This is a genomic window from Niallia sp. Kr1, assembly GCF_050389805.1.
Lineage (GTDB): Bacteria > Bacillota > Bacilli > Bacillales > Cytobacillaceae > Bacillus_BD.
In genome coordinates this window covers 1450783-1464762 of record NZ_CP130945.1, presented here as the reverse complement: position 1 = coordinate 1464762, position 13980 = coordinate 1450783, and the positions used below count along the sequence as shown (strand labels likewise).

Genomic DNA, 13980 nt, shown 5'->3' with positions numbered 1-13980 from the left:
TTATGAGTTTTATATATTTTGTTATATGTAAGGATAGTATAGCATCGAAAGTTTATTATAAGGTAACATATAAAATCTATCTCTTGCTATAGTTTTAAACTATAGCCAAGAACGTTCTTCCGCAATCGTTTCTTTTAAATATTGAATATAGATGCTAGCTAACGTACTAGTTGTAATATCCTTATGTGTGATATAACCCACCGTAATTATTTCATCAACAAGTAAAGGTACTGCGACAATGTCTTCATCATTTAATTCAGGATTAATGACACCTGTCGAAATCGTATATCCATTTAATCCAATGATTAGATTAAAAATAGTGGCACGATCACTTACTCGAATATTTTTGGGTCGAGAAAGGGTGCTCAAAATCTCCTCCGAAAAATAAAAGGAATTATAATCCCCCTGTTCAAAGGAGAGATAGGGATACGGGATTAAATCATCTAATGTTACAAAGTCCTGATTCACTAGCGGGTGTTTCGAGCTAATAAAGACATGTGGTTTTGCTTCAAATAATTCATGAAATCTTAAATTTCCTTCTCTTAAAAACTTATGGATTACTTTTTTATTAAACTCATTTACATACAATATACCAACCTCACTACGAAGGTTTTTGACATCATCAATGATTTCAAAGGTCTTCGTTTCTCGTAAAGTAAACTCATATTCGTCTCGATTATATTCTTTTAGCAATCGAACAAAGGCACTTACAGCGAATGCATAGTGCTGTGCCGAAACAGAGAAATGCTGCTGCGGTAATTGAGTATTGGCATAGCGATTTTCTAGAAGCTCCGCCTGTTCAACTACTTGTCTTGCATAGCCTAAAAACTCAGACCCCTCTGGAGTAATAATAATCCCCTTATTTGTCCGGGAAAAGATGGTAATTCCCATTTCCTTTTCTAACTCTTTTAGTGCGTTTGAAAGGCTTGGTTGGCTAATAAACAAATTCTGTGCTGCTTTGCTGATTGATCGACTTCTTGCCACCTCAATCACATATTTTAATTGTTGTAATGTCATCTGCTTCTTCCCCTCCCCACCAAGATTTATCAATAGTAGCAATTTCTTAAGGATACCATTTAATGACCAAAAATGTTCAATATAAGCATCTTTTTTGATATCTTTTCAATAGATCATGCTCTAGGGTTTTTAAAAGAAAAAAGGATAGATCAGGTAATTTACCATGTTCTATCCTTCTTACTTCTCATATTTAAGCTGTAACCGTTTAACTCCTACTCAGCATCCTGCACATTAAATACTACCATCCGAATTTCAGACATTTCCTCTACCGCATATTTTGGACCTTCTCTTCCAGCGCCGCTCTTATCAATTCCTCCATACGGCATTAAATCAGCACGATAAGAAGAAGTATCATTAATGATAACGCCGCCGGTTTGGATCTTTTTCGCTGCCTTCCAAGCTAAGTTTACGTTGTTTGTAAACACACCTGCTTGTAGACCGTATTCCGAATCATTCACGAGGTCAATCGCTTCATCAAAAGATTGATAAGGAATAATGGAAGCAACTGGTCCAAAGACCTCATCACAAACAACTTTCATATCAGACTTCACATTTTTTAATAAAGTCGGCTGAACCACTACACCTTCACGAGTACCACCCGTGAGGACTTCAGCCCCATCGCTTACCGCTTCTTTGATCCACTCTTCAATTCTTTCCGCTTCTTTTAACGTAATTAACGGACCCACATCTGTATTTGGATCTAATGGATTACCTACCACTAATTTATTTGTAGCCTCTACCATTTTCTCTGTAAACACATCTAGTACATTTTCATGAACATAAATTCTTTGAACGGATACACAGAATTGCCCAGCTGAACCGAATGCTTTTTTCGATAACAAATCAGCAGCTAAATCTAAATCCGCATCAGCGTGTACAATATTTCCAGAGTTATTACCTAACTCTAAAGTCACACGGTTAAATCCACTATTTTGCTTAATCCGCAGTCCAACACCAGGACTACCTGTAAACGTAATCATCTTTTTACCAGGATGTGCAACTAAATAATCCCCTACGGTACGTCCTGAGCCAATGACTAAGTTTATATACCCTTGCGGAAGTCCAGCTTCTTGTAATAAATTACATAAATAAACAGCACTTAGTGGTGTTGTAGATGCTGGTTTCAATACAACTGCACAACCTGCTGCAATTGCGGGCGCCACTTTGTGAACAACTAAATTCATTGGGAAATTAAACGGTGTAACCGCAGCAACTACTCCGACAGGAACACGGATATACATGCCCATTCGATTTTCAGAACCAGGAACCGCATCAAGTGCAACGGTTTCTCCATGAATTCGTTTCGCTTCTTCAGCAGCCGTAATCACAACTTGAGCTGAACGATTCACCTCAGCAATCGCATCTTTAAGAGGTTTTCCTCCTTCTTTTGCAATCAACTGGGCAATTTCATCCGCATTTTGCTTAATTAATTCTGCTGTTCGTTTTAAAATTTCAAAACGCTCGTGTGCTGGAAGTGGACGATTAACCATCGCTGCATTTGCCGAAGCAATAGCCGCATCTACATCCTTTTCCTCAGCAACGGCAACTTCACCGATTACCTCTTGCGTAAATTTATTTTGCACTTTCATTTTTTCATTGCTCTCTAACCATTCGCCATTAATATATAAACCTGTCCCTTGAGATGCAGTAGTAGAAATACCACTCATGACATTCACTCCTTTTCATTAGAACATTTTCGCTTCTAAAAATTCTCCCACATCTGTTCCAACATTTAGCTTCTTTGCTTCCTCGTACACGGCACGCGCTGCCATAATATCTTGAACCGCTGTTCCAACCGATTTAAATAATGTCATTTGGGCGTCATTTTTTCTAACAATATTTCCAGATACCAACGCTGGAAGGACGGTCACTTTAGAAGAATCATATTGTCCATTCTTAATCGCCGTAATCACATCCCCTGACTCTTCTTCAAGATGCTTTGTATCAATAACGATTCCATCGGCTTTCTCAAATGTATCGGTATCAATTTCTCTCATACTTGGCATAGTCGATCCAATGGAATTCACATGAACACCAGTGCTCATCCATTTTCCTTCAAATGCAACGCGGTTACCGGCGGCAGCTGTATTCGTACAAACATTAATAATATCTGCCCCTTGAACAGCCATTTCAGGAGAGTCTACTGCTTCGATCTTGATACCTAATTTCTGACTCATTTCTTGAGCAAACAGTGCACGGCGATTAGGATTTGGACTGAATACCCTTACATATTCAATATTCCGTACCGCACAAACCGCTTCTAAGTTGGTTCTCGCTTCTAGACCCGATCCAATTACCCCTACTGTTTTTGCATTTTCTCGAGCTAAATATTTCGTCGCAAGCCCTGTCGTAGCACCCGTTCTTACCGCTGTTAAATAGTGCGAATCCATCATCGCCTCAAGGTTATTTTCATTTTGATCAATTACCCCGATTAAATATCGAACCGATGATTGATTGTTCGCTCCACTTTTGAAAAATACTTTAAATCCCATATACCCGCTTTCATTCATAACAGCTGGCATAACACGGAAAAATCCTTTGTTATTTGTTGGAAGGTTAACCCTTGCTGGCACAATCACATGACCGCTATATTCTTCAACTAGCCCTTTTTCAATTTGGTCAATAATGGTCCGCATGTTAATCGCTTGCTCCACATCTTTTGCATTTAAAATTAACGTCATTACATTCACTCCTTTTGCATTCTGTTCTCGATTCATTACTAAAACTAAGAAAAAACACTGCTCAGAATTCACATGTGATGACGGCTACATAGGGACGGACATTTCGTCACATTTTGCTCATCCCGAGCAATGCTGGTTATACTTAGCTATTAATTAAAGCATTCTCGCCCTTTTCAGAAGTAGTTTCTGGAAAACGACCAACGAAGAATTGGCTATCATCATCCTTAGTTACTTCAATACCTGAAGCGATCAGAGCTTGGCGAATTGCATTCATTTGAGATTGATTGATCTTCATCGTTGGTTGACGTAATGGTCCACCATTAAAGCCATTTAACCATGCTGCATATTTCCAAAGCATACGGTTTACAAGTCCTGCACCATCTGAAGAAGCCATTAACTTCCCAACTGTCTGTCTAGCAGGCTGTAATTTCCAATATTGCTCATACACCTCTTCGTATTTGCCTTCACGCATTTTATTAAATAGTTTTGGTAAAATATCTCCGTACATTTCATAGTTACTTGTTCCCATAAATTGCAACGGCACTAAGTTACCAATCGCAAAAGCATCTTTTTCTAGCGGAGTCATGACAATGACTTCATCATTAAACATTTGATAGCATTGTGTGAATCCTCCAATTAATGGCATCCCCCCCTCTGCTTTAATTGCAACAATGTTCGGGATGGTATCAATCATTTGTCTAATAATTTTCGGATCAATCGCTGCAGGATGTATACGTTCAAAGTTCCATAGTGGAACTGGGAATAAGATAACCCCTAAGTTTGTAGCGTCACATACTGCCTTCGTATATTCATAGATTTCTTGACTATTTTTCGGATAGAAATTTGCAGGATAGGATAGAAGAACAAGGTCTACACCTGCTTCTTCAGCCAATTTAACCGCCTCAATATTTTCTTCTAACGTGTTAAAACTAGCATGGTGGACAAGCTTTAACTTTCCTGCCGCTTCATCTACAGCAATTTTTGAAAACTCAATATATTCATCTAGAGTCATTACCACTTCTGAAACAAGAAGTGTCCCAGTAAACCCTAACTCCAAACATCTGCTCACATCGTGTCTGATTCCTTTTTCATTTAACCCTTTTAAATCTTGTGTAAAAGATGGGATCACAACGTTAATAAGACCATCTAAATTTTCTTTTGCCCATTGTCTAGCTTCTGTTTTTGTATATTTTGCCATTTTATTTCTCTCCTTTAAAAGGTCATTTACAACCTATTGATAGTTTAATAGTAATATATAGTTTTAATAATTTGAAATATCAAAATATTATACTTGTAATAAAGAATGCTTATTACCAACCGTATATAGACGTAAACGATTGACCTTCCTTTTTTAGTGGTCAATCTCTATATATACCCCGTGGCAACTATACAAATGCCACAGGGTATCATCCTATTAAAGCTCTGTTACAACATCATCTGTATTAATCTCTTGCTTTATAGCCAGCTTAGCTGGTGCCGTTTCTTTAATAAATATAGAAAATACGAAAGCAAGGAATGCTGCACTGCTACTTATCAATAAAGGAGCAGTTAGTCCGAAAGCATCGGCAGCAATTCCACTGATGATCGGACTAATTACACCACCGAAAATTTCCGCAATGCCAATTGTTAAACCGATCGCAACTCCAGCAAACTTCAGTGGAACCGTTTCAGCAGGTATAATGGACATATACAGTGCTGCCGCCCCTGAACCAGAAGAACAGATAAAAACGAATAATAGTAATAAACTAACAGAATCAACAAACAGTAGTGATAACGGTGTAAAGATGGATAAAAATCCAAAAATAATTCCTGTAGGTCTTCTACCAATCCGATCTGAAATGGCAGGTACTAACATTCCAAAAATGGCAAAACCTAAACCAAATGCTGCCATAACAAGACTCATTGTACTAGGAGGTAATTGTTTATAATTAACTAAGAAAGTTGGACCAAAAATTTGGAATGCCATCATATAAATCATAAAAAAGCTAAAAATGATAATAGATAGTACAATATTTCGGTTTCCCATGACATCTTTAATTCCTACTTTTTCATTTGATACAGCAGAAGAATCTTTAACTTCCGTTTCTATTTTAGGGTTTCTAACTGATTTCAAAATGAAAAAGGATAATATAAGACCAGGGATAATCGTCAAATAAAAAGCAGTATGCCAATCAAAAGCAGTAGCCAAAGCTACAATGATAAGAGGAGCCAAAAGGCTTCCAAAAACAGCATTTCCTGTATTCATCGTAAAGCCCATATTAAAGCCGCGACGCTTTTCTGAGGACTCTACCGCTAAAATAGATTGCGTTATCGGTGTAATAGGACCTTCGAGTACACCCATCAATAAACGCAAGATAAGCAATAATGCAAAAGATTCTACCAACCCATGCATAAGCGATACAACAGAAAAGGCTATAATAAAAATGGCTAGAACCAATTTTTTATTTTTAACTTTGTCAGATAATAAGCCCCCCAAAGGTCCAGCAAAAGCCCAGGTAAGCGCCAATGCAGAACCAAGCATACCAATTTGAGTATTTGTAATCGGTATATCTTGTTGAATAAAAGGAATTAAATAATTAATCGCCAATCGATCAAAGAATACAAACCCGATTGAAAAGAAAAAGATCGTAACTAGTTTATTCTCGTAACTCCAAAACTTCTTTTTTTCCAAATGAAACATCCTTCCCATAATATAATAATGAACTTGATGGTTTGACACAGGATGATTTTATAAATATCCAAGCTGCAAAACGATTCATTTATGATTTTGCAACTTAACACTTTATCAAATTCGCCTGTCGAATTTGCGCCCGGATTTTTATCGAGCTCGCTCGATAAAATACCTTAAAAAATCCGTGGCATCCGCCGTAGGCGTAACTTTATTCAGCTGGTATTTAAACCCCACTGAATTAGTAAAGCTTTTCGCATTCGTCCCGCAAGCTTTAGAAGTGGAAGACTACTGTACCTGCCGCAAGCTTTCGGTACAAAAGCATTTGCTGAATAAAGTTAAAGTGTTTGATCAATAAGTAAGATCTATTATAAAATGGAAGGTGCTTCATGATGTTGATCATTCTGAAGAACCAAATACCATTCTAGTTTTTTTACTTATTCATATAAGTATTTAAGTGATAAATTAAGAGCCTTTTCTAAAGCTTTCTGGCATGATTTGTCTCCAAGATGTCATCGATTTCGTGATGTCATCCCAAATCATAGGTTCGGAGTTATCGTCTGTAACACGAGGCATTTCGGCACTAAGTTCATAACGATTGCCATTCGCCCAGAAATAAGCAAATAAATTTGCCCCCACTTCATGTCGACCAATCCCGAACTCAAGTCTTAAACCATGTGGTGCCATCATATCTAAAGCTCTCTTCATATGTTCAATTCCTTCAAAACGCCATGCAATATGGTCTAATGTTTCATCACAAGAACTACTGCCAAAGAATGCTAAATCATGGTGATATTCTCTTGACCGAGACCATACGGCTGCGTAAACATCTGGTGCTGGCATAAAGATATCAGATGCTTTAAAGTCCATGGTTGCTGAAACAAAATCCAGGAATTTCTTGCCATCAGCAACTTTGATCCCCAAATGGTCTAAGTCTTGTGGACCTGCACCCGTTAAACTGCGGTGTGGTGTAGAAGCTGGATTATAATAAGATTTTTGGTTTGCAACCGTTACTAAATCCATCCGAATGTCCGCATTTGTCGCTGGTAAAAGGAAACTGATTTTTTTCGGATGCCCGGGTTCAGCATCTGTATACTCGTCAACCTTGATACCAAGCTCTTCAATCCGTCTTTTGTACATTTTTAATTCGTCTTCATTCATGACTTGGTACGCTAATTGGCTGATTCCTGTTCCACCTGGAGTTACCACTAGATCATAGTCATTATCCAAACCACAACCTAGATAAACTTTGTCACCCTCTCTAGCCATTTCGTTTAGACCAAAGATATTTACATTAAAATCCACTGCTTCTGAGACATCGTTGACTCGAATCACAGCATTTGCTAATTTTTGAAGCGTCATCTTCCATACCTCCTTGATGTAACGAATCCTTAACAACCCTTTATCTATTCACTTTAATTATTTACCTAATAAACTCTTATCCTCGTAAATTACTTTTCAAAAAGCTCTAGTAATTCAATAATAATTCCATATTCAGAAGTCGTATCCATGTATGCATATTGACCTTCACCATCAAAGAACAAACCTTCTTGAATCGTTGGGAAACCAAGCTCATTTAATAAAGCCCTCTTCTCATCAACACTATCTACCCAGAATGCGATATGATGAGCACTTTCCCCATGTTTTTCTAAATGTTCCTGCCATGTACTTGGCGAAGAAAGATCTGGTTCAACCAACTCAATTTGAATTCGAGGAGTATCGATAAAAGTAAAGCGATTGATTGCTTCTGTAGGCTGACCTCTAAATTTAACTTTCACGATTTCTGGATCTGGACTTTCAAGAATCGTTGACTTTTCCACACCTAGCATGTTGCAAAATGCATCTCGAGTTGTTTCCACATCTTTGACAACAAAGCAAAGCTGTGCGATTTTATTCGTTCCAAGTAACGGCTTTCCCGCATATTGGCGATCACCCGTTGCTGGAGAAAGAGGTTCATCTGATTTTTGACCTTCAAACTCTAACAACTCAATTAAGGTTTTATATTTCTCACGAGTGTCAAGGAATGCATAACGACCATTGTCTGGATAAAACTCTCCAGATTGCCCAACAAAATACTTTTCCTCCATAGTCTCTATTGTTTCTGCAATACTATCAACATCAAAAGCGAAGTGATTATAGCCTTCTCCATCCTTCTCTAAACACTCCAGCATTAAATTCGGCACTGTATCTGGCTCTACAAGCTCAATTTGAACGCCTGGTGTGTTAAAGAAAGCCAATTTGTTGCGAAACGGTGATGGCTCCCCATTGTATTTAACATGTGTAAACTCATGAGGTGCCGTTACAAAAGGTTGTGGAACCACATCACCAAGTAACTTAGCCCAAGATACAGCAGCTTTTTCAATATCTTTGACAACAAAACATACCTGACTGATATCATTCGTTCCTACCAAAGGTTTTTTTACTACTTGACTCACCTTTAACACTCCTTGTTGTTACATTTTTTATACAACTCCAAGCCAAGAAGACCGTAGCCTCTTGGTTGGAGGACAAGCAAAATCTATAAAACTCTTAATCTAGCATTATAGGAATACAGCTAGATTTTCGACCCCTAGGGTTGTTTGATCTGCATAAATATCTCTTGATTCTAATTTCAAACCATTTTCTGTTCCAACTAAGATATCGATTCTTTCAGCTGAGAGCATTTGATATTTAGCAATATCGTGTTGGCTGCGCATGAGCAAGATATAACTTTTCACTTCCAGCTTGTTATCTTCCAATTCATTCACACGTACATTTGTAATAAATCTACGCGTTCTAGAAGAAGGATCCTCAGCCCAAGCTAATTCTGTATACATCCGCTCTACTCTCATCTGGATTGTTTTGTAATTATCATAGAAATGATACATTTCATTTGAAAACTCAGCTTGAGGTTCACGACTTTGCGGAACGGTTCTGACTGGCATTTTATAGCTTAAATTATCACTTAGAATATTTAACCAATCTCTCCACTGTTTGTTGTCTAATAGACATGCTTCATTTTGTAAAAAACCAAATGCTTCATAATACAAAGGCTCATTGTAATTGACCGGTCTTTTCTTTAAATCAATTTTACTGTTCATAAGAACCCTCCCCCAATTTTGGCAAATGATAGATATCTCGACTTAACCCTCTGATGGAAGTTTCACTTTATTCCTGCGTTAAAAATTTCTTCCATTGTGCAAAGAAGTTCCGAGTATTTTCTTCTGTAAAGGTGGTTGGACTCACCTTACCAGGTCCCGGCCAATCTGTTACAAGCTCATTCTGCAGCCCCATTACATAATGAAGTTCTAAACGCTCCCCGGTAACAACTCCTTTTGTAATTCTTGACATTCCCGCCCAAACCTCAGCATCATCGACTTCAAACGTTCCACTTGATCCAAATCCTACGATATAGTTTTGTTTGGTTTGCTCTTTAAACCATTCAGGAGCCTCTTTATCGACAAGCAACCAAGTAAATACTTCAATTTCATCTGCTCCTCTTGGCTGCCATAAGCGCATCGTCATGAATGGCTGCGGTGGCCCTTGCTCATTTAATTGTGAGCCTTGCATAACATTTAAAAATGATAGATTTGGAAAAATGTTTCCTGGTACAAAATTTGATTTTCTAAATACTTCCTTTTGTTCCGGAGTCAATTTAGTTTTAGCTGCGTTGACAACTTCCTCAGGATAATTTAAATATTCAGGTAATTTAACATGCGGTGGCCCCCCTACAATTCCTAAACCATGACCATTTTGAAGTGCAATTTGATTCCCGTACATCGTGAATCTTGGATCTGGCGGCACTTGACCTAATGCAACCCCTGATGCATGTGCCATAACGGCATGATATGAATCTGATGCAAAGTTGTCCGCTGCTGACTTCCAGTTTGCTGAGATCACCCAACGTTGTGGGGGTCCAACAACTTCCATGCCCTGTGGCGTTTTATTAAAGTAAATATCGATATAAAACTTCATATCTCCAAGCCATTCATCTAGGGATGGAGCCTCATCGTTAAACGTTGCAAAAATAAGTCCTCCATAACTTTCTACCCTAGCTTGAATTAATTTATAGTTATTTCGATCTAAAGTATCGCCATATGCTTCTTTTTGTGCTGGAACACCTGCTACCGTCCCATTTGTTCGGTATGTCCAGCCATGGTAGATACATTTAAACGTTTTTGTATTTCCATGGTCTTGGCGGCAAAGGTGCATCCCTTTGTGTACACAAGCATTTAAAAATACATTGACGTTTCCTTCTTCGGTACGAACCGCAATAACACGGTCATTTCCAACAAAACGGGTAACATAATCATTTGGATTTGGAATCTCTGTTTCGTGCGCAACGAAGTTCCAAGTTTTCGCAAATATCTTTCGAAGTTCTAATTCAAAAAGCTCTGGATCTGACCATACCTTTGATGAAATAATTCCTTCTTCTGGAATCGTTAAATCGCTAATCTTTGTTCCATCACTAAGCCTAGAATCCTGGTACGTTTTGTTAACCATAGAAACATCCCCTTTTTATTTAATAAAAAATGGTATAGCCACTCTAGAAAATACCCTCCAAGCAATCGCATTAAGTTCTGGAAACTTTAATACCTTTTCATTCCATTGTTAACGTTTTCAAATGTCAACTTAAGTTTTTTTTAAAAAAACATACCTACTGGTTTGTTTGTAATCTACCAAAATAAAACAAAATTTGCAAGAATTTTTTGATAAATTAGAAACTTTCATAACTAAACCATGAAGACCCTCTTATCTATAAAAAGATATTCCTTCTTTCTATATTTTACTAATTATACATAATAATTTGAAATATCAGAATTTTATTTCCGTAATAGAAATAGCTTATAACCATTTATCATGATTCCTGTAAGCCTCATCTGCCTCTTGACTAAAGTCAATTTTATCCATTTCCTGCAAAAATAAAGAAATCGAGGGATTGGGATTGTTTCGTTTCCATGCTACCACTATATCAACCGTATGATCCCATTCTTTAATGTTCAGGTAATGTAGAGAAGGATTCGCATATACTTTTAAATGCTTAGGAAGAACCGCTATCCCTAAACCCGCTTCTACGAACATTAACACGGTTTCAATTTGATCAGCCTGGATCGTAATATTGGGTAAAAAGCCATGATGAGCAAAAAGTGTAAACAAATGATCATACCCTTGTGGTGACTCATTACGCGTAAGCATAACAAAGGACTCATCCATTAGATCATATATTGAGATGTTTTCCTTCTTTGTAAGATGATGATCTTGATTCATGAATACACAATAAGGCTGTGTAAATAATACCTTATGCTCCCATTCGGCAACATCCTGATTTCTAAAAGACATCGTAAATGCAATATCAACTTCACTGTTTCTCAATTTCTCAACAATCTCACCTGTTTGATATTGATTCAAACTGATTTGAATATGTGGAAAGTCACCTCGGAACTCCTTTACTAAATGAGGTAAAAACTTTTTAACAGGTGCATTTAAGAAACCAATACTCAATTGACCTACTTCACCAGTGGCAGCTTTTTTCGCTTTTTTCATAGCCTCCTCTGATCGACTAAGTAAATCAATCGCATCGTTTAAAAAAATCCGACCAGCAGGTGTTAGCTTTACAGAATGTTTATCACGAATAAAGAGTTTAAGACCTAATGATTTTTCTAAACTGGCAATTTGTTGACTTACAGCAGGTTGTGCTACAAAAAGTCGTCTGGCCGCCTCTGTAAAATTCAAATGCTCTGCAACAGCGATAAAATAACGCAAATGACGTATTTCCATAATTCCTCCTCGTAATCAATCCATCACCGAGAAAGTCTGGAATGCAAGGCTGACATAGTCGTGCAAGTACCTGCGTTATTCAACCATTGCAACTGCACGAACAGATCCCGCTGTACCACCTTTGACTTTAATGGGAAATGCACAGAACTTAAAGCCATGTCTGACAGGTACTTTGTCCAAATTGGCCAGTTTCTCAATGTGATAATACTCTTTTTTTCGACCCATAAAGTGAGCAGGAAATAATGCCTCTTTGTTTCCAGCTTTCACATCCGCTACCATGGCTCCAAATGGTCGATCAAACGTATACGTATCAATCCCCATCAATTTAACTCCCTGGTCAATTAACCATTCTGTCGCTTCACCAGTCATTCCCGGTTGATCCTTTAAATATTTTTCGCTATAAATATGCTTATCATAGCCTGTCATAATTAAGACAATATCCTTTGGCTTGATCGTATATTCCATATCTGCAAGTGCCTTCTTAAGATCATCTACAGTAATCCCGCTTCTTGGCTCTTTATGTCGCACATCTAGAATCACACCGTCACCATAGAAATCCTCTAAAGGAAGTTGGTCTATAGTTCGTGATGGTTTCCCTTCCGTAATCGGTCCAAAATGAATCGGAGCATCACAGTGGGTACCGATATGAGTAAACACATCTGCACTAACGTTTTCAACCGCTAAAGCTAGTCCATCTTGAAAATCATTCGGGTTAATATCCAATTTTTCCGCTAATTTCACAGCCTCCTGCTCACTATCAGAGAATTCAACTTTTGGCGGCCAAGGCTCTGCATATGGGTTGCTTTCCCAATACACACTTAAATCGTAAAACTTCATTGCAATTCCTCCTAACCCATTTGCGAAAAAACAGGAGAACCCCTATATGTGACATACTGAACAGTCTGTTTTAAGCACTCCTGATTTCATTTCGCAAACTCTACTGTTTATTTCTACTTTTTTTAAAATCTATTAATTTGTTTTTGCTTCTACCTTTTTAATCCCAAGAATTTCTCTAGCTTCATCAGGTGAGGCAATTTCATAGCCTAGGTCAGTTGCTATTCCTACGATTCTCTCAACTAGCTGTGCATTACTTCTCGCTAGTTCACCTTTTCTGTAATAAATATTATCTTCAAAACCGACACGAACATTTCCGCCCATTAGCAGGGAAGCAATGGTTGCTTGGTGTTGTTGGGCCGCGATTCCCATCGCACCAAATAACGCATTTGAAGGTAATTTTCTTACCATATGGGTAAGATTTTCCATGCTGAATTGAATCGAACCTTGATTGATTTTTTGCATCCCAAATACAAAAGTAAAGGATGGCGGTGTATCGATCACGCCTTCTGGAATAAAGATATTAAGCATATCTTCCAACTGTGCATGGTTAAAAATCTCTAATTCTGGTTTAATATTACGTTCCTTCATCATTGTTGCTGCATTGCGTAACCAATCACGATCCCATAAAGTCGGTTTTACGAACCCGCCAGGATATGCTTGCATTAAACCACAGTCAAGAGAAGCCATTTCTGGTTCCGCCTCTAATGTTTGTAATCCATCATCAATATGGCTCGTTGGATTCATTGCTGGTGCTGTACTAAATTGAGTAATAATATTACATTTTGACGTAATTTCTGCTTTAATTTCTTTAAAAACATTTGCATCATTCGTTGGTTTTCCATGGATATCTCGTGCATGAACATGGGCTATCGATGCTCCTGCGTTTAAACAACGGTATACTTCTTCAGCAATTTCCTTCGGTTGCTCCGGAAGCGCTGGGTTAGCCTCTTTTCCGTGAAAGTTACTAGTTGGTGCTACTGTTACGATTATTTTTCTTTTTTTAGCCATAATGAAATTCCT

The 13980-nt window shown here is 37.8% G+C and carries 12 protein-coding genes; all 12 read right to left on the bottom strand.

The window, feature by feature from the left end; genetic code table 11:
* Window positions 1–99: 99 nt before the first annotated feature.
* The 12 genes from Q5760_RS07330 to Q5760_RS07275 all read right to left on the bottom strand — a co-directional run bounded on the left by Q5760_RS07330 (window position 100) and on the right by Q5760_RS07275 (window position 13968).
* Complete coding sequence (locus tag Q5760_RS07330) at window positions 100–1017, bottom strand: LysR family transcriptional regulator (RefSeq protein WP_428911549.1); 918 nt, start codon at window positions 1015–1017, stop codon at window positions 100–102.
* Window positions 1018–1229: 212 nt separating this feature from the next.
* Window positions 1230–2684 (bottom strand): aldehyde dehydrogenase family protein, encoded by a 1455-nt coding sequence (locus Q5760_RS07325; RefSeq protein WP_428911548.1) that lies wholly within the window; start codon window positions 2682–2684, stop codon window positions 1230–1232.
* Between the two features lie 18 nt (window positions 2685–2702).
* A complete protein-coding gene (locus Q5760_RS07320; protein ID WP_428911547.1) occupies window positions 2703–3698 on the bottom strand; it encodes an ornithine cyclodeaminase family protein in 996 nt (331 codons plus the stop codon).
* Between the two features lie 142 nt (window positions 3699–3840).
* Window positions 3841–4896: a dihydrodipicolinate synthase family protein gene (locus tag Q5760_RS07315; protein WP_428911546.1), complete on the bottom strand. Its 1056-nt coding sequence runs from the start codon at window positions 4894–4896 to the stop codon at window positions 3841–3843.
* A 216-nt stretch (window positions 4897–5112) separates the two neighbouring features.
* Entirely contained in the window at window positions 5113–6369 is a 1257-nt protein-coding gene (locus Q5760_RS07310) for an MFS transporter (RefSeq protein ID WP_428911545.1), read from the bottom strand.
* A gap of 462 nt (window positions 6370–6831) precedes the next feature.
* Window positions 6832–7728 (bottom strand): VOC family protein, encoded by an 897-nt coding sequence (locus tag Q5760_RS07305; protein ID WP_428911544.1) that lies wholly within the window; start codon window positions 7726–7728, stop codon window positions 6832–6834.
* Window positions 7729–7817: 89 nt separating this feature from the next.
* Window positions 7818–8801 carry a VOC family protein gene (locus tag Q5760_RS07300; RefSeq protein WP_428911543.1) on the bottom strand — a complete coding sequence of 328 codons (984 nt, stop codon included), beginning with the start codon at window positions 8799–8801 and terminating at the stop codon, window positions 7818–7820.
* 105 nt (window positions 8802–8906) lie between these two features.
* The gene (locus tag Q5760_RS07295; RefSeq protein WP_428911542.1) at window positions 8907–9446 is read right to left on the bottom strand and encodes an aromatic-ring-hydroxylating dioxygenase subunit beta; all 540 of its coding nucleotides are present in this window, start codon (window positions 9444–9446) and stop codon (window positions 8907–8909) included.
* Window positions 9447–9513: 67 nt separating this feature from the next.
* Window positions 9514–10848 (bottom strand): aromatic ring-hydroxylating oxygenase subunit alpha, encoded by a 1335-nt coding sequence (locus Q5760_RS07290; RefSeq protein ID WP_428911541.1) that lies wholly within the window; start codon window positions 10846–10848, stop codon window positions 9514–9516.
* Window positions 10849–11190: 342 nt separating this feature from the next.
* Window positions 11191–12123 carry a LysR family transcriptional regulator gene (locus Q5760_RS07285; RefSeq protein ID WP_428911540.1) on the bottom strand — a complete coding sequence of 311 codons (933 nt, stop codon included), beginning with the start codon at window positions 12121–12123 and terminating at the stop codon, window positions 11191–11193.
* Between the two features lie 75 nt (window positions 12124–12198).
* On the bottom strand, window positions 12199–12960 hold the full coding sequence (locus Q5760_RS07280; RefSeq protein WP_428911539.1) for a cyclase family protein: 762 nt from the start codon (window positions 12958–12960) through the stop codon (window positions 12199–12201).
* Between the two features lie 132 nt (window positions 12961–13092).
* Window positions 13093–13968, bottom strand: coding sequence for a 3-keto-5-aminohexanoate cleavage protein (locus tag Q5760_RS07275; protein ID WP_428911538.1), 876 nt, complete (start codon window positions 13966–13968; stop codon window positions 13093–13095).
* Window positions 13969–13980: the final 12 nt, after the last annotated feature.